General features: G+C 69.4%; 25 protein-coding genes. 12 read left to right on the forward strand and 13 right to left on the reverse strand.

Translation table 11 applies throughout. From position 1 onward, the window contains the following. The first annotated feature begins 45 nt into the window (after positions 1-45). The 8 genes from aroF (at position 46) to D7Y15_RS03365 (ending at position 8224) form a co-directional block, all read left to right on the forward strand. Positions 46-942 carry a 3-deoxy-7-phosphoheptulonate synthase gene (aroF, locus tag D7Y15_RS03330; RefSeq protein ID WP_120576555.1) on the forward strand — a complete coding sequence of 299 codons (897 nt, stop codon included), beginning with the start codon at positions 46-48 and terminating at the stop codon, positions 940-942. Next, on the forward strand, positions 939-1628 hold the full coding sequence (ubiE, locus tag D7Y15_RS03335; RefSeq protein ID WP_121751676.1) for a bifunctional demethylmenaquinone methyltransferase/2-methoxy-6-polyprenyl-1,4-benzoquinol methylase UbiE: 690 nt from the start codon (positions 939-941) through the stop codon (positions 1626-1628). The genes aroF and ubiE overlap by 4 nt, the downstream gene beginning before the upstream one ends. A 58-nt stretch (positions 1629-1686) precedes the next feature. Continuing rightward, positions 1687-2208 carry a shikimate kinase gene (locus D7Y15_RS03340; protein ID WP_255430327.1) on the forward strand — a complete coding sequence of 174 codons (522 nt, stop codon included), beginning with the start codon at positions 1687-1689 and terminating at the stop codon, positions 2206-2208. After that, complete coding sequence (locus D7Y15_RS03345) at positions 2205-3455, forward strand: shikimate dehydrogenase (protein WP_121751678.1); 1251 nt, start codon at positions 2205-2207, stop codon at positions 3453-3455. Before D7Y15_RS03340 ends, D7Y15_RS03345 begins: the two co-directional genes overlap by 4 nt. Continuing rightward, complete coding sequence (gene aroC / locus D7Y15_RS03350; RefSeq protein ID WP_120576551.1) at positions 3452-4471, forward strand: chorismate synthase; 1020 nt, start codon at positions 3452-3454, stop codon at positions 4469-4471. The genes D7Y15_RS03345 and aroC overlap by 4 nt, the downstream gene beginning before the upstream one ends. Continuing rightward, positions 4468-5538 (forward strand): 3-dehydroquinate synthase family protein, encoded by a 1071-nt coding sequence (locus D7Y15_RS03355; RefSeq protein ID WP_121751679.1) that lies wholly within the window; start codon positions 4468-4470, stop codon positions 5536-5538. The genes aroC and D7Y15_RS03355 overlap by 4 nt, the downstream gene beginning before the upstream one ends. Next, on the forward strand, positions 5535-6830 hold the full coding sequence (locus tag D7Y15_RS03360) for a 3-phosphoshikimate 1-carboxyvinyltransferase (protein WP_121751703.1): 1296 nt from the start codon (positions 5535-5537) through the stop codon (positions 6828-6830). Before D7Y15_RS03355 ends, D7Y15_RS03360 begins: the two co-directional genes overlap by 4 nt. 86 nt (positions 6831-6916) lie before the next feature. Continuing rightward, positions 6917-8224 carry a citrate synthase gene (locus D7Y15_RS03365; protein WP_120576549.1) on the forward strand — a complete coding sequence of 436 codons (1308 nt, stop codon included), beginning with the start codon at positions 6917-6919 and terminating at the stop codon, positions 8222-8224. 80 nt (positions 8225-8304) lie between these two features. Here D7Y15_RS03365 and D7Y15_RS03370 read toward each other — a convergent pair whose 3' ends face one another. Beyond that, positions 8305-10125 (reverse strand): long-chain fatty acid--CoA ligase, encoded by a 1821-nt coding sequence (locus D7Y15_RS03370; protein WP_169820391.1) that lies wholly within the window; start codon positions 10123-10125, stop codon positions 8305-8307. Between the two features lie 95 nt (positions 10126-10220). On the opposite strand from D7Y15_RS03370, the gene D7Y15_RS03375 reads away from it, so the two are divergent. From D7Y15_RS03375 to pyk, 3 genes are all read left to right on the forward strand, one after another. Beyond that, positions 10221-10586: a hypothetical protein gene (locus D7Y15_RS03375; protein WP_172810996.1), complete on the forward strand. Its 366-nt coding sequence runs from the start codon at positions 10221-10223 to the stop codon at positions 10584-10586. A 129-nt stretch (positions 10587-10715) separates the two neighbouring features. After that, positions 10716-11510: a bifunctional nuclease family protein gene (locus D7Y15_RS03380; RefSeq protein ID WP_169820390.1), complete on the forward strand. Its 795-nt coding sequence runs from the start codon at positions 10716-10718 to the stop codon at positions 11508-11510. 216 nt (positions 11511-11726) lie between these two features. Next, positions 11727-13127, forward strand: coding sequence for a pyruvate kinase (pyk, locus tag D7Y15_RS03385; protein WP_121751680.1), 1401 nt, complete (start codon positions 11727-11729; stop codon positions 13125-13127). Positions 13128-13161: 34 nt separating this feature from the next. Here the strand turns inward: pyk and D7Y15_RS03390 are convergent, their stop codons facing one another. From D7Y15_RS03390 to D7Y15_RS03430, 9 genes are all read right to left on the reverse strand, one after another. After that, complete coding sequence (locus D7Y15_RS03390; protein ID WP_120576546.1) at positions 13162-13827, reverse strand: hypothetical protein; 666 nt, start codon at positions 13825-13827, stop codon at positions 13162-13164. A 19-nt stretch (positions 13828-13846) separates the two neighbouring features. Then, positions 13847-14974, reverse strand: a complete 1128-nt coding sequence (gene carA, locus D7Y15_RS03395) for a glutamine-hydrolyzing carbamoyl-phosphate synthase small subunit (protein WP_120576545.1) — start codon at positions 14972-14974, stop codon at positions 13847-13849. Then, positions 14974-16275, reverse strand: a complete 1302-nt coding sequence (locus D7Y15_RS03400; RefSeq protein WP_172812891.1) for a dihydroorotase — start codon at positions 16273-16275, stop codon at positions 14974-14976. Before D7Y15_RS03400 ends, carA begins: the two co-directional genes overlap by 1 nt. Then, complete coding sequence (locus D7Y15_RS03405) at positions 16272-17165, reverse strand: aspartate carbamoyltransferase catalytic subunit (RefSeq protein WP_120576544.1); 894 nt, start codon at positions 17163-17165, stop codon at positions 16272-16274. Before D7Y15_RS03405 ends, D7Y15_RS03400 begins: the two co-directional genes overlap by 4 nt. A gap of 76 nt (positions 17166-17241) precedes the next feature. Further along, positions 17242-18489, reverse strand: a complete 1248-nt coding sequence (lepB, locus tag D7Y15_RS03410) for a signal peptidase I (protein ID WP_120576543.1) — start codon at positions 18487-18489, stop codon at positions 17242-17244. 5 nt (positions 18490-18494) lie between these two features. Next, a complete protein-coding gene (gene lepA / locus D7Y15_RS03415; RefSeq protein ID WP_120576542.1) occupies positions 18495-20306 on the reverse strand; it encodes a translation elongation factor 4 in 1812 nt (603 codons plus the stop codon). A gap of 166 nt (positions 20307-20472) precedes the next feature. Next, complete coding sequence (locus tag D7Y15_RS03420) at positions 20473-21417, reverse strand: NAD-dependent epimerase/dehydratase family protein (protein WP_120576541.1); 945 nt, start codon at positions 21415-21417, stop codon at positions 20473-20475. Positions 21418-21488: 71 nt separating this feature from the next. Continuing rightward, positions 21489-22448, reverse strand: coding sequence for a UDP-glucuronic acid decarboxylase family protein (locus tag D7Y15_RS03425; RefSeq protein WP_121751681.1), 960 nt, complete (start codon positions 22446-22448; stop codon positions 21489-21491). 24 nt (positions 22449-22472) lie between these two features. Next, on the reverse strand, positions 22473-22655 hold the full coding sequence (locus tag D7Y15_RS03430; RefSeq protein ID WP_120576540.1) for a ribbon-helix-helix domain-containing protein: 183 nt from the start codon (positions 22653-22655) through the stop codon (positions 22473-22475). A gap of 93 nt (positions 22656-22748) precedes the next feature. On the opposite strand from D7Y15_RS03430, the gene D7Y15_RS03435 reads away from it, so the two are divergent. Then, entirely contained in the window at positions 22749-23348 is a 600-nt protein-coding gene (locus D7Y15_RS03435) for a hypothetical protein (protein ID WP_121751682.1), read from the forward strand. Positions 23349-23405: 57 nt separating this feature from the next. On the opposite strand, the gene D7Y15_RS03440 is transcribed toward D7Y15_RS03435, so the two are convergent. The 3 genes from D7Y15_RS03440 to mnmA form a co-directional block, all read right to left on the reverse strand. Beyond that, the gene (locus D7Y15_RS03440; RefSeq protein ID WP_223738386.1) at positions 23406-23792 is read right to left on the reverse strand and encodes a cupin domain-containing protein; all 387 of its coding nucleotides are present in this window, start codon (positions 23790-23792) and stop codon (positions 23406-23408) included. Between the two features lie 5 nt (positions 23793-23797). Continuing rightward, a complete protein-coding gene (locus D7Y15_RS03445) occupies positions 23798-24709 on the reverse strand; it encodes an SPOR domain-containing protein (protein ID WP_121751683.1) in 912 nt (303 codons plus the stop codon). Between the two features lie 186 nt (positions 24710-24895). Beyond that, positions 24896-25942: a tRNA 2-thiouridine(34) synthase MnmA gene (gene mnmA / locus D7Y15_RS03450; RefSeq protein WP_120566164.1), complete on the reverse strand. Its 1047-nt coding sequence runs from the start codon at positions 25940-25942 to the stop codon at positions 24896-24898. Positions 25943-26034 lie beyond the last annotated feature (92 nt).

Below are 26034 nucleotides of genomic sequence, written 5' to 3' on the forward strand. Positions count from 1 at the left end.
ACTCCATGGAATCCGAATTCCAGTAACTCCAGCGAGGGAGCCGCCGTGGGAGGCCAGCAACCAGACGACCCAGCCGGGCGGCGTGACCCGGGTGCACACCGCGTCCTTCGCGCAGCGCGTCCAGCAGGCACGCGCGTCCAGGTGGGGACCGTGGAGGTGGGCGGGCCCGGCTTCGTGGTGATGGCGGGGCCGTGCGCGGTGGAGGGCACGGAGCAGCTGGAACTGGCGGCCCGCGCGGTGGCGCAGGCGGGGGCGCACCTGCTGCGCGGAGGCGTGTTCAAGCCGCGCACCAGTCCGTACGCGTTCCAGGGCATGGGGGAGCCGGGGCTGAAGCTGCTGGTGGACGCCGGACGGCGCCACGGACTGCCCATCATCAGCGAGGTGATGGAGACCGAGCAACTGCCCCTCATGGCGCAGCACGCGGACATCCTCCAGGTGGGCGCGCGGAACATGCAGAACTTCGGGCTGCTGCGCGCGCTGGGGAAGCTGCGCAAGCCGGTGCTGCTCAAGCGCGGGCTGTCCGCCACGGTGCAGGAGTGGCTCAACGCCGCCGAGTACATCCTCGCGGGCGGCAACGAACAGGTGATGCTCTGCGAGCGCGGCATCCGCACCTTCGAGACCGCGATGCGCAACACGCTGGACCTGGCCGCGGTGGCGTGGGCGAAGGAGCGCACGCACCTGCCGGTCATCGTGGATCCTTCGCATGCGACGGGCATCCCGTCGCTTATCACTCCCATGTCGCTGGCTGCCGCGGCCTGCGGGGCGGATGGATTGTTGATTGAAGTCCACCCCCGGCCGGAGCAGGCATTGTGCGACGGGCAGCAGGCGATGTCGCCCGGGGATTTCGCTACGTTGATGCAACGGCTGCCGGGCGTGCTCGCCGCGGTGGACCGTCACCTTTGGACGCCGGCGGGGCCGGCACAGATCGCGGGGGCGCGATGAGCACCGAAGTCCGTCAGATGTTCTCCTCCATCGCCACGCGCTACGACGTGACGAACGAAGTCCTCTCCTTCGGCATCCACCGGCTGTGGCGGCGCACGGCGGTGAAGCTCAGTGGCGCGAAGGAAGGCAGTCAGGTGCTCGACTGCGCCACCGGCACGGGCGACCTGGCGCTGTCGTTCAAGCGCAAGGTGGGCTCCACGGGCCGCGTGGTGGGCACGGACTTCTGCCCGGAGATGCTGGAGAGCGCGCCGGCCAAGGCGGCCAAGGCGGGCCTGGACGTGGAGTTCCAGGTGCAGGACGCCATGGCGCTCACCCTTCCGGACAACAGCTTCGACGTGGCGTCCATCTCCTTCGGCATCCGCAACGTGGATGATCCGGTGAAGTGCCTCCAGGAGATGGCGCGCGTGGTGCGCCCCGGAGGCCGCGTGGTGGTGCTGGAGTTCGGCCAGCCCACGGGCCCGTACGGCGCGCTGTTCCGCTTCTACAGCAAGACGGTGATGCCGGCGATTGGCGGCCTGCTGACGGGCAACCGCGCGGCGTACCAGTACCTGCCCCGCACCGCCGCGGCCTTCCCCGCTGGCGATCGCTTCCTCTCCCTGATGGACCAGGCCGGCGCCTACTCCGAGCGCGCCGCCCACCCCCTGCTGTTTGGAACCGCCTACGTCTATGTCGGAACCGTCCGTTGAGGCCCGGCGCCTCCTTGTCTCGCAAGTCGTCGCGTCGGTAGATCCCAGACTCCAGCAGGTGCTCCAGGGGGCCCTTTCGTCCCCGGGGCCCTGCCCTCGCCCCGCGGGCGCACAGACCGTCGTCATCGCGGGACACCGCGCGGCCGGCAAGACGCGACTGTTGCCGCTCGTCTCGAAGCTGCTCGGGCGTTCTGGCCTGGACCTGGACGCGGAGCTGGAGCGCCGGCATGGGCGCCCGCTCCGCTCCTGGGTCGCGGAGTCCCCCACCACCTTCCGCGCCGCCGAGCGCGAGACGCTGGGCCTGTTGCCCTCGGGCAGCGTGGTGGCGGTGGGCGGCGGCTTCCTGTCGCACCATCCGGAAGTGCTCGCGGGACACTTCACGCTCGTCGTCCCCGTCACCTTCGACACGTACCGCGAGCGGCTGATGGCGGACACCACGCGCCCGCGGCTGCGCACGGATGTGTCGCTGGAGGAAGAGCTCCACTCGCTGTTCCATGAACGCGAGGCGATGCACGCCCGCGTCCCCACCATCTCCCTGGCGGACTTCCTCCGGGGCTGTCTTGCCCAGGAGCCCGCGTGATGGCCACCCGGCGCATCATCACCCTGCCCCCCACCCTCACCGGCGCGGACGCCGTTGCGTTCGCGCGCGACGGCCTCAAGCGTGGCGCGGACGTCATCGAGGTGCGGACCGACCTGCACGCGCCCGGCGACATCGATCCGGACGCCCTCGCCCGCGTGATGCCGCTGCTCGTCTCCGAGCGGGGCAAGCCGGTGCCCGCGCCGTGGGTCCAGGCCGCGTGGCGCGTGGACCGAGACGTGGAGCGCGCGCAGGACATGGACGCGCCGCCGGGGAAGCTGCTCGCGTCGCACCACGCGGAAGGGCCGCTGACGACGACTGAGGCGCTCAAGCGCTGGTCCCGTCCCATTCCGCCGGACGCGCTGGTGAAACACGTGGAGCCCATGGACGGGCCCGCGCACCTGGACGTGCTGCTGAAGACGCAGGCCGCGCTGTCGCAGCGCTTCGGCGCCGAGCGCGTCACCGTGCTGGGCATGGGGCCGGTCGCCATCCCGGCGCGCGCGGTGCTCTCGCGCAGAAACGGCCTGGAGTACGTGGCCATGGGCGGCCCGTGGATGGCGGCACCGGGACAGCGCCTCCTGGACGACGTGGTTCGCGAGCACCGCAAGGCGAAGGATCCGCACTCGTTGCGCCTGGGCATCCTGGGCACGGCCATTCCGCACTCGCGCTCGCCACGCATCCACCGTCAGCCGTTCGACCGCATCGACCTGGCCGAGGACGCGCCGGTGGAGGCGGTGGTGGACGCGCTCTTGCCGCACTACGCGGGCTTCGCCGTGACGAGCCCGTTCAAGATGCGGCTCGCGAAGCACACGGGCTCGCAGCTGGACGCCATCAACACGCTGGTGCGCCGGGGCTCTCGGTGGGAGTCCTTCAACACCGACACGGAAGGCGCGCGCGCCGTGCTGGAGCGCCTGGGCACGAAGGACGTGGCGGTGCTGGGTGACGGCGGGTCCACGCAGGCCCTGCGGCTGGTGTCCGCTGAACAAGGACTCGCCCTGCGGGTCGTCAAGCGCGCGGAGATTCAAGCACCGCTGTCCGGGGATTGGGTCTGGACTTGGCCGGACCGCGTGGCCGCCCCCGAAAACCTGAGATTCCAGGGGGCACGCGTGGCGGTGATCGCATACGGTGCGCCCGGCCGGCGCGTCGCCGCGGAGATCGTTCGCCGCGGGGGCACCCCTCTCCTGCTAGGTGCGGCGTGGTTTGTCGCCCAGGCCCGGCGGCAGCGACAACTCTGGGAAACGGCGACATGAATACCTTTGGCACCCTCTTCCGGTTGACCACGTTCGGCGAAAGCCACGGTCCCGCGCTGGGCTCCGTCATCGACGGCTGCCCCGCGGGCGTTCCTCTCACGCGCGAGATGATCCAGGCGGCCCTGGACCGCCGGCGTCCCGGTCAGTCCGCCCTGGTGACCCCGCGCAACGAGCCCGACACCGTCGAAATCCTCTCCGGCGTCTTCGAGGACAAGACGCTGGGCACGCCCATCGCGGCCATCGTGCGCAACGCGAACCAGCGCTCGCAGGACTACAACCAGCTGGCCAGCGTGGACCGGCCGGGCCACGCGGACGCCGTGTGGAGGGAGCGCTACAAGCACCGCGACCACCGGGGCGGCGGCCGCACCAGCGGACGTGAGACGCTCTGCCGCGTCATCGGGGGCGCCATCGCGGAGGCGTACCTCGCGCGCGACCTGCCCTCCATCAGCACCGTGGCCTACGTCTCCCAGGTGGGTGAGCTGGTCGCCCCCGTTCCGTCGCCGGGACTCACGCGCGCCATGGTGGACGCGCACCCCACCCGCTGCCCTGACGCCGCCGTGCGCGAGGAGATGGCCCGCCAGATCCTCGCCGCGAAGGAGGCCGGGGACAGCCTGGGCGGCTCCATCGACGTGCGCGTGGAGGGCCTGCCCGTCGGTCTGGGCGAGCCCATCTTCGGCAAGCTGAAGGCGCTCATCGCGCAGGCGCTGGGCAGCATTGGCGCCGTCACCGGTGTCGTGTGGGGCCCGCCGGATCTGATCCAGCGCCTCGGCCAGCCCGGCACGAAGTTCCACGCCGTGAAGGACGCGTACGGTGGCATCCAGGGTGGGCTCGCCAACGGTGAGCCCATGCAGGTGCGCGCCTTCTTCAAGCCGCCCGCGACGCTGGCGGATCACGCCAAGGGCGGCCGTCACGACCCGTGCATCATGCCCCGCGCCGTCCCGGTGCTGGAGGCCATGGTGTCGCTCGTCATCGCCGACCTCGTCCAGCAACTCAACGCCCGCCCCCACTCCGCATGAGCTCGCTTCCTCCCGGTTCCTACCGCCCCCCGAACGACCGTTGGGGTTCCTTCACCAAGCTCGCCGCGAAGCTGCCCGAGGGCAGTGTCGCCGTGGTGGACCGCACCGTCGCGCGCTTCCACCCCACGCTCATCCCCGCGCTGGAGGCCCGCAAGCCGCGCGCCATCATCCAGCTGCTCGGCGGTGAGCGCGCCAAGAGCCTCATCTCGCTCCAGAAGGTGCTCGCGGGCGGCATCACGCTGCCGCGCTCCGGCACGCTCGTCGCCGTGGGCGGTGGCACCGTGGGCGACGTGGCCACCGTGGCCGCGCACCTGCTCAAGCGCGGCGTGCGGCTGTTGCAGGTGCCCACCACGCTGCTCGCGGCGGTGGACAGCAGCCTGGGCGGCAAGGGCGCGGTGGACCTCGTCGTGCGCGGCCGCGTGGTGAAGAACCCCGCGGGCGTCTTCCACTACGCGGATGAGACGTGGCTGTGCCCGGAGCTGTACGCCACGCTGTCCGACGCGCAGGTGCGCGAGGGCTCCATGGAGGCGTGGAAGATGGTCGCGTCGCTGGATGCGTCCCTCTTCAAGCGCTACGTGCGCACGCCGCCGAAGCTGGAGAAGCTGGTGAAGGACGCGCGCGGCCTGAAGGAAGGCATCTGCGCGAAGGACCCGTACGAGCACCAGGGCCTGCGCCGCGTGCTCAACTTCGGCCACACCTTCGGTCACGTGCTGGAGAGCCTGTCCCGCTTCAAGCTGTCGCACGGCGACGCGGTGGGCCTGGGCATCCTCTGGGCCCTGGACGTGGGCCGGCACCTGGGCATCACCCCGGAGCCCGTGGCGCACGAGGTGGAGCGCGCGCTGGCCCGAGGCCCGGGCGTGCTCGGCCGCGACCGCGCCGCGGAGATTGCCCGGCGCGCGCCGCTGAAGGACGTGGTCGCGCTCCTGGACGCAGACAAGAAGGCCGGTGCCAACGGCGAGCTGCGCATGGTGCTGCTCACCGCCGTGGGCGCCTCCGAAGTCGTGGATGTGATGCCGAAGACGTGGCGGGCCCTGTGGCCCGCCTGGACCCGTGGAGCCCGCCCTTGAGCCACGCCTCGCCGAGCCGTCTCACCGTCGACCCGAGCGCCTTGAGCGCCTCACCGCTCACCCCGCCCGTGTCGAAGTCGGACGCCCAGCGAGCCCTGGTGTTGGGACACCTCACCGGCGCCTGGCCGCTGCCGTCGGTGCAGGCGGAATCGGACGAGGACCTTCCCGCCGACGTGCGCGTGCTGCGCCGGGGCGTGGAGGCCCTGCGCCTTCCCCCAGGCCCCGTGCGCGACGTGGACTGCGCGGACGGCGGCGCCCCCTTCCGCATCCTCGTCACGCAGGCCGCGGTGACTCCCGACGTGCGCGTACGCTTCACCGGCACGCCCCGCCTGGGTGAGCGCCCGCACGGCCCGCTCTTCACGTCGTTGAAGCAGGCCCTGGGCCCCACGGGTCTGACGCTCACCGAAGGCACCCCGTGGCCGGTGGAGCTGCACGCGCCCCAGGACACCACGAAGGTCGCGCCGGTGTTCCGCGTGCCGGGTGCGCAGAGCAGCCAGTACGCCTCCAGCCTGCTGCTGGGCTGCGCCGAGCGCTTCCTCCGGGAGAAGCGCGCGTGGAGCGTGGAGATTGAAGGCGCGCTCACCAGCGCTGGCTACATGGACCTCACGGTGGCGTGGCTGCGCCGCTTCGGCTTCACCGTGGAACAGTCCGAAGGACACTATTCCGTCACGGGTTATCAGGCGCCCGAATCCGTCCCATCACTGCCGGGCGACTGGTCTTCATTGGGTTACCTGGTGCTCATCGCCTGGCGCACGGGCGGCACGGTGGAGCGCGCGGAGCCCCAGAGCGCCCACCCGGACCAGGCGATCCTCCGGCTGGCCGCTGAAGTGGGTCTGAAGATGCTCCCGTCGGGCGCGCCCAACACCTGGCGCGTCGAGGGTGAAGCCACGGGCGAGCTGCGCGCGACCGGCAAGGAGTGCCCGGACCTGCTGCCCACGCTGGCGGCGCTCGCGTGCGTGCTGCCCCGGCCCACCACGCTCAGCGACGTGGGCATCCTGCGGGTCAAGGAGAGCGACCGGCTGGAGGGCATCCGCACGTTGGTGGCGGCCTACGGCGGCACCACGGAACTGTCGGCCGGAGCCGACAGTGAGACGCTGCGAATCCTCCCGCCCAAGGTGAAGCCCACGCGCTTCGCCATGGACAGCCGGGGTGACCACCGCCTGGCGATGTCAGCGGCCACCCTGTGTGTGCTGTCCGGGGTGCCTCTGGATCTGACGGGGCCGGAGTGCGTGGAGAAGAGCTTCCCCGGATTCTGGCGGCAGCTCGCGCGGGTCGGCGTCCGCTATTCCTGAGCGGGCGCGCGGACCGGAAACTTCGCCTCTAAGACTTATCGATCTTTTTTGTTGAAAGCGTCCGCCGCCCTGTGAAATCTCCGCCCATGCCCAAGGACACGCTGACCGTCACCGACAATCGGACCGGGAAGACGTACGAGATCCCGATCGAGAACGGCTGTATCCGCACCCCCGACCTGCGCCAGATCAAGACCGGCAGCGATGACTTCGGTCTGATGGGTTACGACCCCGCGTTCCTGAACACGGCGAACTGTAAGAGCGCCATCACCTTCATCGACGGCGACAAGGGCATCCTCGAGTACCGCGGGTACCCCATCGAGCAGCTCGCGGAGAAGTCCTCCTTCCTGGAGGTGGCCTACCTGCTGCTGAAGGGCGAGCTGCCCACGCAGAAGGAGCTGGAGAACTTCACGTTCAACGTGACCCACCACACGCTGGTGCACGAGAACATCAAGTCCTTCATCGACGGGTTCCGCTACGACGCGCACCCCATGGCCATGCTGGGCTCCACGGTGGCGGCGCTGTCCGCGTTCTACCCGGACGCGAAGAACATCAAGGACGCGCGCAGCCGTGAGATCCAGATCACGCGCCTCATCGCGAAGATGCCCACCCTGGCCGCGTTCTCGTACCGCCACGCCATGGGCCTGCCGTTCGTCTACCCGGACAACGACCTGTCCTACGTCGCCAACTTCCTGGCGATGATCAAGCGCATTGGCACGAGCGCCTTCAAGGTGCACCCCACGCTGGAGAAGGCGCTGGACGTGCTCTTCATCCTGCACGCGGACCACGAGCAGAACTGCTCCACCACGTCCGTGCGCACGGTGGGCTCCTCGCAGGTGGACCCCTACTCCGCGGTCGCCGCGGGCGTGGGCGCGCTCTACGGCCCGCTGCACGGCGGCGCCAACGAGGCGGTGCTCCGCATGCTCCGCGAGATTGGCAGCAAGTCCAACATCCCGGAGTTCATCAAGCAGGTGAAGGGCGGCGAGGGCGAGAAGAAGCTGATGGGCTTCGGCCACCGCGTCTACAAGTCCTACGACCCGCGCGCGAAGGTCATCAAGCGCGTGGCGGACGAGGTCTTCGACGTGACGGGCAAGAACCCGCTGCTGGAGATCGCGCTCGAACTGGAGCGCATCGCGCTCGAGGACGAGTACTTCGTGAAGCGCAAGCTGTACCCGAACGTCGACTTCTACTCGGGCCTCATCTACGAGGCGATGGGCTTCCAGGCGGAGATGTTCCCCGTCCTGTTCGCCATCCCCCGCACGGTGGGCTGGTGCGCGCAGTGGGAGGAGATGGTGACGGACAACGAGCAGAAGATCGCCCGTCCCCGTCAGGTCTTCACCGGCGCCGCGCGCCGCGACTACGTGGCCCAGGACAAGCGCACCCCCGGCGGCAAGTAGTCACCGCGGGCGGTAGCAGCCACTGAAGCACGAAGGGGCGCGGGACTCGAAGCTTGAGTCCCCCGCCCCTTTCGCTTTGCCTAGCCGTGGGCGACGCCAGGCGCGCCTGGCTCGTTGTAGAGCGCTTCGATGGCGTCCGCGTACTTCTGCTCCACCACCTTGCGGCGCATCTTCATGCTGGGCGTGAGCTCGCCACCGTCGATGGAGAACTCCCCCGGCAGCACGCGGAAGCGCTTGATGGTCTCGAAGCGCGACAGCTTCGGGTTCACGTCCCGCTCGAAGGCCTCGTACAGGTGCTGCTGGAGGCGCGCGTCCTTCACCAGCGTGGCCACGTCCTCCGGCCAGCCCTTCTCCCGCGCCAGCTTCCGCACCCGGTCCGGATCCAGCGTCACCAGCGCCACCAGGTAGTTGCGCCGGTCCCCCACCACCAGCGCGTGCCCCACGGGGGACACGCCCTTGAGCAGCTCTTCGATATTGGCGGGCGACGTCTTCTTGCCGCCGGAGGTGACGATGATCTCCTTCTTGCGCCCGGTGATGCGCAGGAAGCCCTCGGAATCCAGCTGCCCCACGTCGCCCGTGTGCAGCCACCCGTCCGCCAGCAGCTCCTGCGTGGCCTCCGGGTTGCGGTGGTAGCCCAGGCACACGTTGCCGCCCTGGACGAGGATCTCCCCGTCCTGTGCGATGCGCACCTCCACGCCCAGCATGGGGCGGCCCACCGTGCCCATCCGGGCGCACTCGGCGGTGCTCACCGTGGCGGGACCGGACACCTCCGTCATGCCCCAGACCTCCAGCAGGACGACGTCGATGGAGGCGAAGAAGTCCAGCACGTCCCGGCCAATGGGCGCCGCGGAGGTGGAGAACAGCTTCGCCTTCTCCAGGCCGATGCGCGTCTTCAACGGCTCGAACACCAGCCGCTGGGCCAGCGCGAACTTGGCCTCCATGAACGACGGGACGCGCTCCTGGCTCAGGACGCGCGTGTTGCGCTCCAGCGCCGTGGCGCGGGCCCACTCCACCAGCCGGCGCTTCAGGGGTGGCTGCGCGGCCAGGCCCTCCTCCGCCTTCGTCTTGAACTTCTCCCAGACGCGCGGCACCGCGAAGAAGACGGTGGGGCGCACCTCCGTGAGGTTCTTGCCCAGGGCGTCCAGCGAGTCCGCGAAGTACACCTGCGTGCCCATGAGCAGCGGGCTGTGCAGGGAGACGATCTGCTCCGCGATGTGGGACAGCGGCAGGTACGACACCAGCCGCTCGTCCTCCATGTCATGGAAGCCCATGGTGTCGCCCAGCTGCTTCGACGTCCAGGCGAGGTTGCGGTGGCTGAGCGCCACGCCCTTGGGTTGGCCGGTGGTACCGGACGTGTAGATGAGCGTGGCCAACGCGTCCGGGTGGAGCGCGTGGACGCCGTCCCAGTAGGGGGCTTCATCCGCCTTCGCGCCAGAGGCCAGCACGTCCGCGTAGCGCAGCACGCCTTCGGGCAGCGGCGTGGGCGCGTCCATCACGATGAGGTGCTGGAGCGCGGGCAGCCGCTTCTGGACCTCCAGGCCGGTGGCCAGGTGCTTCGCGTTCTCCACCAGGAGGAAGCGCGCCTCGCAGTGGCCCAGGATGTAGACGAGCTGGTCCACACTGCTGGTGGTGTAGAGCCCCACCGGGATGCCGCCCAGGGACATGGCCCCCAGGTCCGCGACGTGCCACGCCTCGCGGTTGAAGCTCAGGATGCCCAGCGGGTCGCCTTCCTGAAACCCCAGCGCGTGCAGCCCCAGGGCGAAGCGCTTGACGCGCTGGGCATAGTCGAACCACGAGGTGGGGACATAGGCGCCTCCATGGCGAGACCAGAGCGCCGGGCGGTGTTCCAGCCGCGCGGCCTGGTCATGGAGCGCATGCAGCATCGTCTTGGGCAGGTCCATCTGGCGAAACGTAGTGGAAGCTCCCCGCCCGTTCCACGTCCCCGCGTCTCAGGCGTTGACAGCATGTTCACCAGCTTTGTATGCCGCGCCCGACCATGAGCATCGACTTCACCTGTCAGAAGTGCGAGGCCAGCTTCGAGTTGGAAGCCCAGGACCTCATCGAGGGGACGGAGAAGATTGTCTGCCCCCACTGCGACGCGAAGGCGCCCGCCAACCTCTCCGAGGACTTCGTCGCCGCGCTCACGGAGATGCGCGCGCAGATCGCCATCCTGAGCAAGAAGTTCGCGGTGACGATGACGCTCGAAGCCGAGGAGCTCGAGGACGAACTCGACGACGAGGACGAAGACGAGGAAGAGTCCGACGACGACGAGGATGACGACGAGGACGAGGACGAGGACGACGAAGAGTCCGAGGACGACGAGGACTACGACGACGAAGAGCCCGAGGACGGCGACCGCTAGTCGCCTGGCGCCCCTTGTTCCCGGCTGCCCGCCCGCCCTCCAACCGGGTGGGCCAGGGCCCGGGGGCTGCTCGCGACGGCGTGGGGGCGGTGCCCTCCCGGTGAAGGGGGAGGTGCGTAGCTTAGGGATGTGAAAACGTCCAACCGCGCCAACTTCTTCGTCGCTCCGTTCACGGCTGTGGTGCTGGCGCTGGGGGGAGCGTTGTTCCTCCCCGCGTTCGGGATCCCCGGCGCCAACGCCGCCGCAGACTCAGCGGCGGCAGGCAAAGAGAGGCCCTGCATCACGGAGAAGGGCAGCGACCCCAAGGCCTGCTCGGAGCTGGTGGAGCTGGAAGTGAAGGACGTGGTGCCCTTGATGGAGGCGCAGACGCACGCCGTCGTGCTGACCACCAAGGACGGGGAGACGGTGCTGCCCCTCTTCGTGGACGAGGGCGCGGCGGTCTCCATCGCCTTCCGCCTCGCGGAGCGTCCGCCCCCGCAGCCCTTGTCGCAGGACCTGCTGGACGACGTGGTGAACAAGCTGGGCGGCAAGGTGACCGAGGTCCGCATCGACGACCTGCGCGACAACGTCTACTCCGGCCGCGTCTTCCTCCAGCAGGGCAAGAAGGAGCTGGCGCTGGACGCGCGCCCTTCGGACTCCATCGCCATGGCCATGCACAGCCAGGCCCGCATCCGCGTGACGCGCAAGGTGCTGACCATGGCGGGCATCACCCGCTCGGAGATTGAAGCCCTCCAGAAGCAGCAGGACCTGGGCGTGGGCGGCAGCGGCGGCCTGGGTGAAGAGGACATGGGTCCCCTGCCCCCGCCGCCTCCCATGGGCCCCAGCGCCGGCAACCCGAAGCCTCACTCGGAGGACATCGGCATGGACCACTCCACGCGCCCGCTGATGGAGCCCATGGGCAAGGGCCAGGAGATCGACCTGTAGGCGTCCGCGAAAAGGCCTGCCTGGAACCTGGAACGAAAAAAGCCCGGCCCCCCCTCCCAGGGTAGCCGGGCTTTCTTCGTCTCAAGCGTCTGAGAGCCACGAATGACGTACGCCGGCCTGCGGTAACTTTCCGTCCAGCGCGTGAAGCGAAGAGTTAGCCCTTCGGGCGCAAGCCTGTCAAGACGCCCACCCCGTGGCGCTAGGATGGGCCGCCTTATGCGCAAGGCGAAGATCATCTGCACGCTGGGTCCGGCTTCGGACTCCAAGGAAGTCATCGAGGGGCTGGTGAAGGCGGGCATGAACGTGGCCCGGCTCAACTTCTCCCACGGAACGCACGACGAGCACCGCCAGCGCGTCCAGCGCATCCGCGCGGTGTCGAAGAAGCTGGGCGTGCCGGTGGCCATCCTCCAGGACGTGCAGGGCCCCAAGGTGCGCCTGGGGCGCTTCGAGGGCGGCCAGCTGATGGTGGCGGCCGGCGACACGGTGACGGTGACGACGCGCGCGGTGCTGGGCCAGGGGAAAGTCATCCCCACCCCGGTGCGCACGCTGCCCCGGGACGTGGAGAAGGGCCACGAGGTGCTCCTGGACGACGGCCGGGTGCGCCTGCGCGTGCTGAAGGTGAGCGGCCAGGATGTGTCCTGCCGCGTGGAGGTGGGCGGGCTGCTCAAGGACCACAAGGGGCTCAACCTGCCCGGTACCGCCATGTCGGTGCCCACGCTGACGGAGAAGGACAAGGTGGACCTGGCGTTCGGCCAGGAGGTGGGCGTGGACTACGTGGCGCTGTCCTTCGTGCGCTCCGCCCAGGACGTGCGCCAGGCGCGGACGCTGGTGGCGAAGGGCAAGACGCCCATCATCTCCAAGATTGAAAAGCCCCAGGCGGTGGAGAACCTGGAGTCCATCGCCGCGGAGTCGGACGGGGTGATGGTGGCCCGCGGCGACCTGGGCGTGGAGATGCCGCTGGAGCAGCTGCCGGCCATCCAGAAGCGCACCGTGCGGGAGGTCAACCGCATGGGCGGCATCGTCATCGTCGCCACGGAGATGCTGGAGAGCATGGTGCTCAACGCCCGGCCCACGCGCGCGGAGGTGTCGGACGTGGCCAACGCCATCCTCGACGGCGCGGACGCGGTGATGCTCTCCGGGGAAACGGCCGCGGGCCGCTACCCCGTGGACGCGGTGGCCACCATGGCGCGCATCGTGGAGGAGACGGAGCGCACCGGCGTCATCACCCTGCCCCACTCCCCCTTCGAGCGCTCCGAGGACCTGGGCACCGGCGTCGCCGCGGCGGCGGTGGCCGCGTCCCGGCAGCTGAACATCGGGACCATCATCGCGTACACGGAGAGCGGCCACTCCGCGCGGCTCATCTCCGAGTTCCGTCCCGGCGCGCGCATCCTCGGCCTGACGCCCAACGCGGACACGGTGAACCGGATGGCGCTGTACTGGGGCGTGACGGGCCACCTGGTGAAGCGCGTCAGCACCACGGAGGCCATGCTCAAGCAGGTGCGCCGGCTCTGCCAGGAGCTGCGCTTCTGCGAACCGGGCGCGCCCTTCATCCTGGTGGCCGGCGTGCCGCTCAACGTGCCGGGCAACACCAACATGATGAGCATCCACCGCATCTGAAAGAGCCCGCGGTGGAGGCTTCCGGGCAGCAGGCCTACAGGACCTTCTGCTCGAAGTCGTAGATCTTCTCCACCGACAGCTGGCGGTAGCGCTCCACGTTGAGGGCCCGGCGGGCGCACTCCCACACCAGGTCCTTGGCGGGGCGCTCCGGCTCCTTCTTCTTGCGGCGCTTCACCTCGGCCTTGATGGACTTGAGGGCCAGCGCCGGGTGGTAGCAGAAGGCGGAGGAGAACAGCAGGTGGCCGCCGAAGGGCACCAGTCGCGCCTCCAGCACGTCCCCCGTCTCCAGGCCCGCGATGTGGCGGCGCTCCGTCACGTCGAAGTCCTTGCCGGAGAAGAGCTCGCGCAGGCGCACCATGCCCTTGGCCAGCTTGCGCACCTCGAAGAGGCCGTGGACCGTCTCCGTGAAGCTGCGGAAGGCGTTGGCCTCCTCGGGCGGCGCGGACTGCAGGCGCTGCTCGTACAGCTCCGCGGCCGGCGTCTTGCCCGTGAGCGGCGAGACGCGGTCGTAGAGGTAGTAGTCCAGGAACGACGCCATCCGCAGCTCGAAGAGCTTGTCGTCCTCGAAGACTTCTCCGGTGAGACGGAAGTACTCCGCCTTGGCCTCCAGGAGGTCCGGCTTGCGCGCCTCCGAGCTGCCGAAGGCGATGAGCTGGTCCAGGTAGGGCTGGTACGACATCGGGGTCAGCGCGGTGTCCATGGCCGGTGCGTGCCTCTTCCTACGAACCCGCCATCAGCGTCGCGAAGCGGCTGAACAGGTAGCGCGCGTCGTGAGGGCCGGGCGAAGCCTCGGGGTGGTACTGCACGCTGAAGGCCCGCGCGTCCGGAACGGCCAGGCCCTCCACCGTGCCGTCATTCAGGTTGATGTGCGTGACGACGGCCTTGCCCTTGAGGCTGGCGTCGTCCACCGCGAAGCCGTGGTTCTGCGCGGTGATCTCCACCTTGCCCGTCGTGAGGTCCTTCACGGGCTGGTTGCCGCCGCGGTGGCCGAACTTCATCTTGTACGTCCGGCCGCCCAGGGCCAGCGCCATGATCTGGTGCCCCAGGCAGATGCCGAACACCGGCACCTTGCCCAGCAGCGCCGCCACCGTGCGGTCCGCGCCCTTCACCGCGGCCGGGTCGCCCGGGCCGTTGGCCAGGAAGACGCCGTGCGGCTTCTTCGCCAGCACCTGCTCCGCCGTGAAGTGGGAGGGCACCACCGTCACGCGGCAGCCCACGTCCACCAGGTACTGGAGCATGGAGCGCTTGAGGCCGTAGTCGTACGCGACGACGTCGAACTTCAGCTCCGGCTCCGGGCGCTTGTCACCGGTGGCCAGGAACACGTCCGGCGACGGCGTGGTGAAGAGGTAGGGCTCCTTGCAGGACACGCCCGTGGCCAGGTCCAGGCCCTCCATGCCCACGGCGGTGCGCGCGCGCTCGGACAGGGCGGCGGCGGTCACGTTCTCCGTGGAGATGATGCCCGTCTGCGCGCCGTGCGTGCGCAGGTGGCGCACCAGCCGGCGGGTGTCCACGCCTTCAATGCCCACGCGGCCGTGGCGCGCGAGGTACGCGTCCAGCGTCTCCTGCGAGCGCCAGTTGGAGGGCGTCTTCGTCAGCGAGCGCACCACCATGCCCACCGCGTGCGGCAGTCCCGCCTCCTCGTCCGCCGCGTTCGCCCCGATGTTGCCCATCTCCGGGTACGCCATGGTGACGATCTGCCCCACGTACGAGGGATCCGTGAGGATCTCCTGGTAGCCGTACATGGACGTGTTGAAGACCACTTCGCCCACCGTCTCGCCGGAAGCGCCAAAGGCGCGTCCCTCGAACGTGGTGCCATCCGCCAGTGCGAGCACCGCCCGCTTCGTCATCACCGCGACTCCTTGAGCTGACCGTCCTCGAACACACACCGGCCGCCCACCCACGTCTGCGTCACGCGACCCTTCAGCGTGCGCCCGTGGAAGGGCGTGTTGCGACTGCGGGAATAGAACCGGTGGGCATCCACCGTCCACTCCTCCGAAGGGGACAAAAGAGTGATGTCCGCCGGGGCACCAGGCGCCAGGTGACCGCCCGGCAGGCTGAATACCCTCGCCGGCCCGTCCGACAGGAGCTCCACCGCCCGGCGCGGGGTGAGCACGCCCTCGTGCACCAGCGCCAGCGTGAGCCCCAGGGCCGTCTCCAGCCCGACGATGCCGTTGATGCCCTTCTCGAACTCCACCAGCTTGTCGGACACGCCGTGCGGCGCGTGGTCCGTGGCGATGGCGTCCACCGTGCCGTCCACCAGCGCCTCGCGCAGCGCCTTCACGTCCACGTCACTCCGGAGGGGCGGCGCCATCTTCGCGTGGGTGTCGTAATCCCCCACCGCCCGGTCATCCAGGGTGAAGTGGTGCGGCGCCACCTCGCAGGTGACGCGCAGGCCGCGCTTCTTCGCCTCGCGGATGAGCCGCACGCTGCCCTCACAGGACACGTGCGCCACGTGCAGCCGCCCCTTCGTCTCCTCCAGGAGCACCAGGTCGCGCGCCACCATGGCCACCTCCGCGGAGGACGGAATCCCGCGCAGGCCCAGCCGCGTGGACGTGGCGCCCTCGTGCATGGCGCCGCCGGCGGACAGGGTGAGGTCCTCCTCGTGCACCATCACCGGCACGTCGAACTGGGTGGCGTACTGGAGCACCCGGCGCATCAGGCTCGCGTTCATCACCGGGCGGCCGTCGTCGGTGAGGGCCACGCAGCCGGCGCCAATCAGCTCGCCTGCCTCCGACAGCTCCTCGCCCTTGAGCCCCTTGGTGATGGCGCCAGCCGGATACACGTGGCACAGGTCCGCGTCCCGGGCGCGCGACAGCACCAGCTCCGTGACGAGCGCGCTGTCGTTCACCACCTTGGTGTTGGGCATGGCCACCACGCCGGTGAAGCCGCCCGCCACCGCCGCGCGGCAGCCGGTGAGGACCGTCTCCTTGCCCTCTTCTCCCGGCTCGCGCAGGTGCACGTGCAGGTCGATGAAGCCCGGCACCAGCCACTTGTCGGTGGCGTCCACCACCCGCGCGTCCTTGGGCGCGGGCAGCGGGCCTTCTGACACCTGGGCCACCCGGCCGTCCGTCACGAGGACGTCACGAACGCCGTCCACGCCATTGCGCGGGTCGATGACGCGCGCCCGCTGGAAGAGCACCGTGGTCATGATGCGCACGCCTCCAGGACGGCCCGGCGCACCGCGACGCCGTTGGCCACCTGCTCCAGGATGACGCTGCGAGGCCCGTCCGCCACCACCGGCGACAACTCCACGCCGCGGTTGATGGGGCCCGGGTGCAGCACGAGGGCTTCCGGCCTCATCCGCTCCGCGCGGGCGGGCGTGATACCGAACAGCCGCGAGTACTCCCGCTGGGACGGCAGGAAGGCTTCCGACATGCGCTCCGTCTGCAGCCTCAGGCACATCACCGCGTCCGCCTGGGGCAGCACGGCGTCCAGCTGATGCGTCACCTCTCCGCCCATCTCCTCCAGCCCTGGCGGCAGGAGGGTGGGCGGTCCGCAGAGCACGACCCGGGCCCCCAGCGCCTTCAGGCACAAGAGGTTGGAGCGCGCCACGCGGCTGTGCAGCACGTCACCGACAATCAGCACCGTGCGCCCGTCCAGGCGGCCCCAGCGCTGGCGCAGGGTGAAGGCGTCCAGCAGGGCCTGGGACGGGTGCTCATGCGCGCCGTCGCCCGCGTTGACCACCGCGCACTTCACGTGGCGGGCCACGAGCCCCGGCGCGCCGGAGGAGCGGTGGCGGATGACGATGACCGCCGGCCCCATGGCTTCGATGTTGCGCGCGGTGTCCAGGAGCGTCTCCCCCTTGGACACGGAGGAGCCCGCGTAGCTCCAGTTGAGGACGTCCGCGCCCAGCTTCCGCGCGGCCACCTCGAAGGAGGAGCGCGTCCGGGTGGAGTCCTCGAAGAAGAGGTTCGCCACGACGCGGCCCCGCAGAACGTGCGAGGCATCCGGTCCGCCGGGCAGGTGAGCCTGGGCGCGGTCGAGCAGTGCTTCCAGCTCGTCCCGCCGCCAGCCTGCGATTCCGAGAAGATGTCTCATGGGCCGGGGCCGCCGCGTACCGCGCGCCGCACGTTGCGTCAAGCACGGCGCGTGGCGGCGACCCGTCCAGCGTCCGTCAGCGCACCGGTTCGAAGAAGCGGTCGACCCTCAGGCCCGTGCCGCCGAACAGATTGCCCAGCAGGCCACCCCAACCGAGCGACAGCCAGACGACCATGGCCTTGCCCTTGATGTGGCCGTACGGCACGTAGGCGACCTCGGCGCCGCCCGGGCCGCCCAGGTTGTAGCGGCTGTCCGCGCTGTTGTCCCGGTTGTCGCCCATCACGAAGACGCTGTTGGCGGGCACCGTGTAGGGGCCCTCGTGCTCGCGGCCCGGCAGGCGCATGGGGTGCTGGAGTGACGAGTGCACCACGCCGCCCAGGTTCTCGCGGTAGAGCACCTCTTCCTGGTCGAACCAGCGGCCCGTCAGGTCGTCCTGGTTGTGCACCACGTAGTCCGGCGTCACCAGCGTGCGCGGCTGCGGCTCGCCGTTGATGCGCACCACCCCGTCGACGATCTCCACCGTGTCGCCGGGGATGCCGATGACGCGCTTGATGAAGTCCTTGGACTCGTCCACCGGGTTGTTGAAGACGATGACGTCCCCGCGCATGGGCTCCCGCACGATGCGGAACGGGACGAAGTTCGTGTACGGGATGCGCACCCCGTAGATGAACTTGTTCACGAAGACCTGATCGCCAATCTGCAGCGTGGGCAGCATGGAGCCGGACGGGATGCGGTACGGCTCGATCAGCACCGTGCGGATGATCACCGCGATGAGCAGCGCCTTGCCGAAGCCGCCCAGGAAGTCCCACACGGACTGCTTGCGGTACGCGCCCAGGTGCTCCTGGGTGAGCTTCTCCAGCGCCTGCGTCTCCGTGCGCAGCAGCTCCGCGTTGGCCGCCACGGACGCGGACTCCACGCGCAGGGCCTGCTCGGTGATGCGCTCCGCCACGGCCGGGGACACCTTCGTCCCCAGGCGCGCGAGGATGCGCTCGTCCTCGGAGATGAGCTCGTGCGCCTCGTGGCGCAACGTGCGCAGCAGCGATTCCTTCCGGGAGGCGTTGCGCCACACCAGCAGGCCCACGAAGGCCAGCACCATCAGCAGGCCGAAGCCCTTGATCAGCGGCTGGGCCCAGGACGCGGTGCCGGGCGCCATCTCAATCAGCGTGACGTAGGGGATGAACGCCAGGCCCACACCGCACAGCGGAGCCCAGAGGCTGGTGAGCAGCTCGCGCCACATCAGCTGGCGGCGGGCCTTGAGCTGCTCCGGAGTGCGGCGCGCGGCCATGGCCGCTCCCAGCTTCATGGAAGGACTGGCCGTGCTCATAGGGCTTACTGCTCCGTCTTGAGGACCGCGAGGAAGGCTTCCTGCGGAATCTCCACCGTGCCCACCTGCTTCATGCGCTTCTTGCCCTCCTTCTGCTTCTCCAGGAGCTTGCGCTTGCGGCTGATGTCGCCGCCGTAGCACTTGGCAAGGACGTTCTTGCGCATGGCGGAGATCGTCTCGCGGGAGATGATCTTCGCGCCGATGGCGGCCTGGATGGCCACCTCGTACATCTGCTTGGGAATCACTTCCTTGAGCTTCTCGCAGACCTCGCGGCCGCGCAGGTACGCGCGCTCGCGGTGCACGATGACGGAGAGCGCATCCACCGGCTCCCCGTTGATGAGGATGTCCAGCTTCGCGAGGTCCGCTTCCGCGTAGGAGGACAGCTCGTAGTCCAGGCTCGCGTACCCGCGCGACACGCTCTTCAGCCGGTCGAAGAAGTCGAAGACGACTTCCGCCATGGGCATCTCGTACGTCACCTGCACGCGGGTGCCGCTGGAGCCCAGGTACTTCATGTCCTTCTGCACGCCACGCCGGTCCTGGCACAGCTTCAGGATGGCGCCCAGGTGCTCGTTGGGCACGTGGATGTGACAGGTGAGGATGGGCTCCTCGAACTTGGTGATGTTCTGCGTCGGCGGCAGCTTCGCCGGGTTGTCCACCAGGAGCACTTCATCCTTGGTGGTGGTGATGCGGTAGACCACCGACGGCGCCGTGGTGATCAGGTTGAGGTTGTACTCGCGCTCCAGGCGCTCCTGGACGATCTCCATGTGGAGCAGGCCCAGGTAGCCGCAGCGGAAGCCGAACCCCAGCGCCGTGGACGACTCCGGCTCGTAGGTGAAGGCGGAGTCATTGAGCGTGAGCTTCGCCAGCGCGTCGCGCAGGTTCTCGTAGTCGGACGAGTCCACCGGGAAGATGCCGGAGAACACCATCGGCTTGACTTCCTTGAAGCCCGGGAAGGGCTGCTCGGTGGGCCGCGCCTCCTCCGTCACGGTGTCGCCGACCTTCGCGTCCTGCAGCTCCTTCACGTTGGCGACGAGGACACCCACCTCGCCCGCCATGAGCTGCGTCACCGGGCGCGAGAAGGGGCTGAACACGCCCAGCTCCTGCACCTCGAAGACCTTGTTGTTGCTGAACATCTTGATCTTCTGCTTCAGCTTCAGCGTGCCTTCCAGCACGCGCACCAGCGTCACCACGCCCCGGTAGTTGTCGTACCAGGAGTCGAAGATGAGCGCCTTGAGCGGCGCGGACGGCGAACCCGTGGGCGGCGGCACGCGCTTGACCACCGACTCCAGGATGTCGTGGATGCCGATGCCCTCCTTCGCGGAGGCCGGCACCGCGACGGACGCGTCGATGCCGATGACGTCTTCAATCTCCCCGCGCGTGCGCTCCACGTCCGCGGAGGGCAGGTCGATCTTGTTGATGACCGGGATGATCTCCAGCTCGTGTTCCAACGCCATGTAGACGTTGGCGAGCGTCTGCGCCTCCACGCCCTGCGTCGCGTCCACGACGAGCAGCGCGCCCTCGCACGCGGCGAGGCTGCGGCTCACCTCGTAGGCGAAGTCCACGTGTCCCGGCGTGTCGATGAGGTTGAGGACGTAGTTCTGGCCGTCCTTGGCGGTGTACGTCATCCGCACGGACTGGGCCTTGATGGTGATGCCCCGCTCTCGCTCGATGTCCATGTTGTCGAGGAACTGGGCCTGCGCCTCACGCTTGGTCAGCGTGCCTGTCTTCTCCAGGAGGCGGTCGGCCAGCGTCGACTTTCCATGGTCGATGTGGGCGATGATGCAGAAGTTGCGGATGTGCGCGTTTTCAGCCGGCATGGTCAGGGCGCTCGTCGGTCGCGAAGCGGGCGTAGGTAACACCGAACCGCCTGAAAATCCACGACCGGCGCACACCTGCCCGCCGGGCACTCCACCCGCCTGACGCCCCGCATTCCCCCCGGCATCCAGGCCGGGGGGACTTGAGCGGCGCGACGACGGCCCGGACTCAGCCCCGGACGCGGACGGGACCCGCGGCCTGGTCACGGAAGAACTGGAGCGTGTGGCGCAGGCCCTCCGCCAGCTGCACGGACGGCTCCCAGCCCAGCACCTTCTTCGCGTGCGCCGCGTCGATGCAGGAGCGCAGCTGCTCGCCCGGCTTGCCCGGCGCGTGCGCGGCCTTCAGCGAGCTGCCGCCGGCCTCCGCGATGAGCTCGTAGAGCCGGTTGATGTCCGTCTCCACGCCGGTGCCGATGTTCGCGGCGCCCACGTAGTCGCTCTGGAAGGCCAGGTAGTTGGCGCGGGCCACGTCCGGACCGAAGACGAAGTCACGCGTCTGCTTGCCCTCGCCGTAGATGGTGCAGCCCTGCCCCGCGATGACGCGCTGGCTGAAGATGGCCACCACGCCGGCCTCGCCGTGCGGGTTCTGCCGGGGGCCGTACACGTTGGCGTACCGCAGGGCGACGTACGGCAGGCCGTACTGCGCGCGGTAGTAGCCCAGGTACAGCTCGCCCGCCGCCTTGGAGACGCCGTAGGGCGACACCGGCCGCTGGGGGTGGTCTTCCCGGGCGGGGAAGTAGTCCTGCTCGCCGTAGATGGCGCCGCCGGTGGAGCTGAAGATGACCTTCTTCACGCCGGACTGGCGCGCGGCCTCCAGCAGGTTCGTCATGCCGCGGATGTTCACGTCCGCGTCGAAGCCGGGGTCCTCCACGCTGCGGCGCACGTCCATCTGGGCGGCCAGGTGACAGAGCACCTGGGGCTTCTCCGTGCGGATGAGCTCCGCGGCTTCCGGGCTCCGGATGTCGTGCACGGCCAGCCGTACGCGCGGATCCAGGTTCTCCTTCTTGCCGCTCGACAGGTTGTCCAGCGCGATGACCTCGTGGCCATTGCGCAGGAACTCATCGCACACGTGCGAGCCGATGAAGCCCGCGCCGCCCGTTACCAGGACTTTCACGCCGTTCTCCCCAGGCCCGGCCGCCACGAGGGCCGGGCCGACTACCTCGCGTTCACTCGCGCGCGGCCAACCTAAGTCCCAGAGGGGCGAGCGGCAACCTCACGGAAGTAGGCGATGGTGTCCCGCAGACCATCTTCCAACTTCACCTTGGGCTCCCACCCCAGCAGCGTGCGCGCGCGGGTGATGTCCGGCTGACGCTGCTTCGGATCATCCTTGGGCAGCGGGTGGTAGACGATCTGCCTACCCCCACCGGCCGCTTCGCGCACGGCCTCCGCGAACTGCTTGATGGTCATCTCGCGCGGGTTGCCGATGTTCACCGGGCCCCGGACGTCCGACAGCGCGAGCCGCACCAGGCCGTCCACCAGGTCCTTCACGTAGCAGAACGAGCGCGTCTGGCTGCCGTCCCCGAAGACGCTGAAGTCCTCGCCCTTGAGCGCCTGGCCCACGAAGGCGGGCACCACGCGGCCGTCGTTGAGGCGCATGCGCGGGCCGTACGTGTTGAAGATGCGCACGATGCGGACGTTCACGCCGCGGCTGCGCTCGTACGCGGCGCTGATGGCCTCCGAGTAGCGCTTGGCCTCGTCGTACACAGAGCGCGGGCCAATGGGATTCACGTTGCCCCAGTAATCCTCCTTCTGGGGGTGCACCAGCGGGTCGCCGTACACTTCCGACGTGGAGGCCATGAGGAACACGGCCTTCTTCTTCTCCGCCAGCTTCAGCGCGTTCTCCGTGCCGATGGAGCCCACGCGCAGCGTTTCGATGGGGAGGTTCGCGTAGTCGATGGGCGACGCGGGCGAGGCCAGGTTGAGGACGAAGTCCACCGGCCCATCCACCTCCAGGCCCTCGGTGATGTCCTGGTTCACGAACTGGAAGCCCGCGCGCGGCTTGAGCGTGCGGACGTTCGCCTCATTGCCCGTGATGAGGTTGTCCACCGCGAGGACGGACTCCGCGCCGTCGTCCAGCAGCCGCTCACACAGATGCGAGCCCACGAATCCGGCCCCACCCAACACCACCGCCCGCTTGCCACGCATGCTCGTCACGTCACGCCTCGTTCGTCAGGAGAGTTCGTCGAAGGTTGCCTGGCCCGGCAGCTGCGCTTTGTACTTCTCCAGCACCAGGTCGATGCCCTGCCGGATGTACTCGGCCACGGGCACCTTCGACTTCTGGTTCAGCGCCTTGAGCAGTTCGTTCTGCTCCGGAGTGATGTAGATGGTGGTGCTGACTTTCTTTCGGGCCATGGCGATACGTGAAAATATATGGAATGACGTGGCCTGCGAAAGCACGGAAGTGAAGCGGCGCGAACATGGCGCCCCACCTGCTCGGGAGGCATCTTGGCTTCTAGCAACCGTTTGATTTTCCTGGGCTTCCTGGCTGTAGGTGCGCTCGCGGGCTGCGCCTCCCAGAAGGCCTCGGAGCCCATTGACGCATCGCACAAGCGTCCCGAGGCGGAGGGCGTCCGGGGGAAACAGGACCCGGGGGAGACCGTCACGGAGCTGGACGCCAACGGCGACGGCCGCACGGACGTCTGGGAGTACCGGCTCAAGGACGTGCTGGTGCGCAAGGAGCTGGACCTGAACTGGGACGGCCGCGTGGACGTCACCCAGTACCTGGATCCGCAGGGCGCGAAGGTCCGCGAGGTGATGGACCTGGACTACGACGGCAAGGTGGACGCCACGTACCACTACGCCGAGGGCAAGCGCACGAAGGGCGAGCGCGACCTGGACGGCGACGGCCGCTCGGACTCGTGGCTGTACTACGAGAACGACACGCTCGTGAGGAAGGAGCGCGACGCGAACCACGACGGCCGGGTGGACTACTGGGAGTACTGGGAGAACGGCCAGGTGGATCGCATTGGCGAGGACCTGGACGGCGACGGCACCGTGGACCAGTGGACCCGCAATCCGAACGCGGCGGCGAAGTCCAAGGAGTGACGTCGGAGGCCCGGCCGGCGCACCGTGAAGGCGCGCCAGCGGGCTTCACAGCGGGGACTACGGGGCGCTGGTGCCCGTGCGCCCGTAGGAGTCCTCCAGGCGCACCACGTCATTCAGCTCGGGGGTGCTGACCTCGAGGATGTCGCAGTCGGTGATGGCGACCATGCGGTGCTTGGTCAGCGGCTTGATGTGGTAGCTCTCACCGGGGTTCATCTCCTTCTCGATGAGGCCCTGGCCCTCGTCCACGACGAAGAGGAGCTTGCCGCTCTGGACGTGGATGGTCTCGTCCTTCACGTTGTGGAACTGGAGGCTCAGCTTGTGGCCGGCCTTCACGTGCAGGAGCTTGCCCACGTAGCGCTCCGTGTGGGCCCAGATGAGCTCGTGGCCCCAGGGCTTCTCCACCCGCTTCGTCGTCGTCATTTGCTTCGTCTCTTCCTTGCCCAGCAGCGCTAGTTCGTGCCGGCCACGTACGCGTCGAGCTGGGTCTCGCGCTTGAAGTCCGTCAGGTACCGACCCGCGGCTTCCTTGCTGGCGAAGCTGCCCATCCGGACGCGGTACCAGGTGCCCTTTCCGGGCACCTCCGCCGTCAGGATATAGGGGGCATAGCCCTTGTCGCGCAACCGCGCGGCGAAACGGTCGGCGTCCTGGCGGCTCTGGAAGGCGGAGAGCTGGAGCGTGAACGCCCCACCCTTCACGGCCTCGGACGGACGCGGCGGCTCCGCGGGGAGCGCCTGGGCCCGGGCGATGGCCTCCTTCATGCCTCCGTCACGCGCGGCGGTGCGGGTGGCGACCGGCGTCTCCTCCACCTTTCCCTTCACCGGCTCCACCACCTTGGGCTCCGGCTTCGCGGCGGCGACCTTGGCGGGCTCTTCGACCTTGGGCTCCGGCTTCGCGAGCGGCTTGCCGTTGGCGATGGCGTCCTCCTCGGCGGCGTCCATCGCGGGCAGCTCGCCCGTGTCGGGGTCCGGCGTGGGGGCCAGGGCGGCGGGCTTCGCCGCGGGCTTGGGCTCCGGCTTCACCTCGGGCTTCGCGGCGGCGGCGACCTTGGGGGCCTCCGGCTTCGCGGCGGGCTTGGGCATCGGCGGCAGGGGCTCAGAGCCCGTCTTGCGGGTGAGCTCGTCCGGGAAGGTGAGCGGCGGATCCTGGCGCGCGTCGTTGAGGACCTGCGCGTTGGCGTCCAGCGCGGAGAGCAGGTCCGGGGCCTCGGCCGTCTGCGCGTCGCCGGAGAGCTTCTTGCCCACCACCACGCCCAGCACGAACACGGCGCCCATCACGACGATGCCGGCGATCAACAGGCTGACGATCTGCCGGTTGTCCAGCGAGACGTCGAACTTCTCCTTCATCCGATGGGCGTCACGCATGGCGGGGCAGACCTCGATCGCGCGCTCACGGCCCGTGTAACGGCCTGTAGCGACAGCGTGCGCGCAAGCTACGCCCCACCCCCAGGCGGGTCAAATTCGCGGAGGCAGTGGAACACGCGGCGCGCGCGAGGCCGGAAGTCCGGCCCCGGCTGCATCAGTGGATGACGGAGGACGCGTCAGGTCGGCTCAGACGATCCACCCGCCGCCGAGCACGCGATCCCGGTCGTAGACCACCGCGGCCTGCCCCGGCGTGACGGCGCGCGCGGGCTCGTCGAGCTTCACGGACACCAGCCCGTGCTGCGAGATGTGGATCCGTCCCGGTGCGCCCGCGTGGCGGTGACGGATCCGGACCTCCACGGCCTGTTCGGGCGGAGGCGGACCGTCCACCCAGTGCGGCTGGAGCAGGCCGAACTGCGCGCGGCCGGTGCCCTCCGCGGGGCCCACGACGACGCGGTTCGTCTCCGGCTCCAGGCGCTGCACGTAGCGCACTTCGCCGCCGCCCAGGTTGAGGCCCTTGCGCTGCCCCACGGTGAAGCGGTGGATGCCGTTGTGCGTGCCCAGCACCTTGCCCTCCGGATCCACGACCTCGCCGGACGGCTGGGGACCGGCGACCTTCTCCACGAACCCGGCGTAGTCGCCGTCCGGCACGAAGCAGATCTCCATGCTCTCCGGCTTGTGGGTGGTGGGCAGGTTGTGGCGCTCGGCGACGGCGCGCACCTCCGGCTTGGTGAGGTGGCCCACGGGGAAGAGGACGTCCTTCAGCTCCTCCTGGCCCAGGGTGAAGAGGAAGTAGCTCTGGTCCTTGGCGGCGTCCACGGCGCGGCGCAGGTGGAAGCGGCCGTCCACCTCCTCCACCTGGGCGTAGTGGCCCGTGGCGAGCCGGGCGCCCAGGGCGCGCGCGCGCTTGAGGAGGAAGTTGAACTTCACGTCGCGGTTGCAGCTCACGCACGGGATGGGCGTCTTGCCTCCCAGGTACGACTGGACGAACGGGTTGACGACCCGGTCCTGGAAGATCTCCTCGGCGTTGGCCACGTAGAACGGGATGCCCAGCGTCTGGGCCACCGCGCGGGCATCGTCGATGTCGTCCGGACTGCAGCAGCTGCCACACTTCGCGGCGCCCTCGTAGGACCAGACGCGCAGGGTGATGCCGATGACCTCGTGGCCCTGCTCCTTGAGCAGGGCGGCGGCGGCCGAGGAATCCACTCCGCCACTCATCGCAACGACGACTCGCATGGGGCTCCTTCCTACACGCCCCCAGGCCGCGACGCACGGCCGGAGGCGCTCCGGGCCCCCTCCCCTGCCCTCCGGCCGGGAAGAGGCCCCCG

The organism is Corallococcus sp. AB030 (genome assembly GCF_003668965.1).
GTDB lineage: Bacteria > Myxococcota > Myxococcia > Myxococcales > Myxococcaceae > Corallococcus > Corallococcus exiguus.

Coding starts and splice junctions, on each gene's coding strand:
- pyk (WP_121751680.1), top strand. CDS start 11,727: ATGCGCAAGGCGAAGATCATCTGCACGCTGGGTCCGGCTTCGGACTCC.
- lepA (WP_120576542.1), bottom strand. CDS start 20,306: ATGCCGGCTGAAAACGCGCACATCCGCAACTTCTGCATCATCGCCCAC.
- D7Y15_RS03355 (WP_121751679.1), top strand. CDS start 4,468: ATGAGCTCGCTTCCTCCCGGTTCCTACCGCCCCCCGAACGACCGTTGG.
- D7Y15_RS03445 (WP_121751683.1), bottom strand. CDS start 24,709: ATGCGTGACGCCCATCGGATGAAGGAGAAGTTCGACGTCTCGCTGGAC.
- ubiE (WP_121751676.1), top strand. CDS start 939: ATGAGCACCGAAGTCCGTCAGATGTTCTCCTCCATCGCCACGCGCTAC.
- D7Y15_RS03390 (WP_120576546.1), bottom strand. CDS start 13,827: ATGGACACCGCGCTGACCCCGATGTCGTACCAGCCCTACCTGGACCAG.
- D7Y15_RS03375 (WP_172810996.1), top strand. CDS start 10,221: ATGAGCATCGACTTCACCTGTCAGAAGTGCGAGGCCAGCTTCGAGTTG.
- aroC (WP_120576551.1), top strand. CDS start 3,452: ATGAATACCTTTGGCACCCTCTTCCGGTTGACCACGTTCGGCGAAAGC.
- mnmA (WP_120566164.1), bottom strand. CDS start 25,942: ATGCGAGTCGTCGTTGCGATGAGTGGCGGAGTGGATTCCTCGGCCGCC.
- D7Y15_RS03365 (WP_120576549.1), top strand. CDS start 6,917: ATGCCCAAGGACACGCTGACCGTCACCGACAATCGGACCGGGAAGACG.
- D7Y15_RS03370 (WP_169820391.1), bottom strand. CDS start 10,125: ATGGACCTGCCCAAGACGATGCTGCATGCGCTCCATGACCAGGCCGCG.
- lepB (WP_120576543.1), bottom strand. CDS start 18,489: ATGAGCACGGCCAGTCCTTCCATGAAGCTGGGAGCGGCCATGGCCGCG.
- carA (WP_120576545.1), bottom strand. CDS start 14,974: ATGACGAAGCGGGCGGTGCTCGCACTGGCGGATGGCACCACGTTCGAG.
- D7Y15_RS03400 (WP_172812891.1), bottom strand. CDS start 16,275: ATGACCACGGTGCTCTTCCAGCGGGCGCGCGTCATCGACCCGCGCAAT.
- D7Y15_RS03425 (WP_121751681.1), bottom strand. CDS start 22,448: ATGCGTGGCAAGCGGGCGGTGGTGTTGGGTGGGGCCGGATTCGTGGGC.
- D7Y15_RS03405 (WP_120576544.1), bottom strand. CDS start 17,165: ATGAGACATCTTCTCGGAATCGCAGGCTGGCGGCGGGACGAGCTGGAA.
- D7Y15_RS03430 (WP_120576540.1), bottom strand. CDS start 22,655: ATGGCCCGAAAGAAAGTCAGCACCACCATCTACATCACTCCGGAGCAG.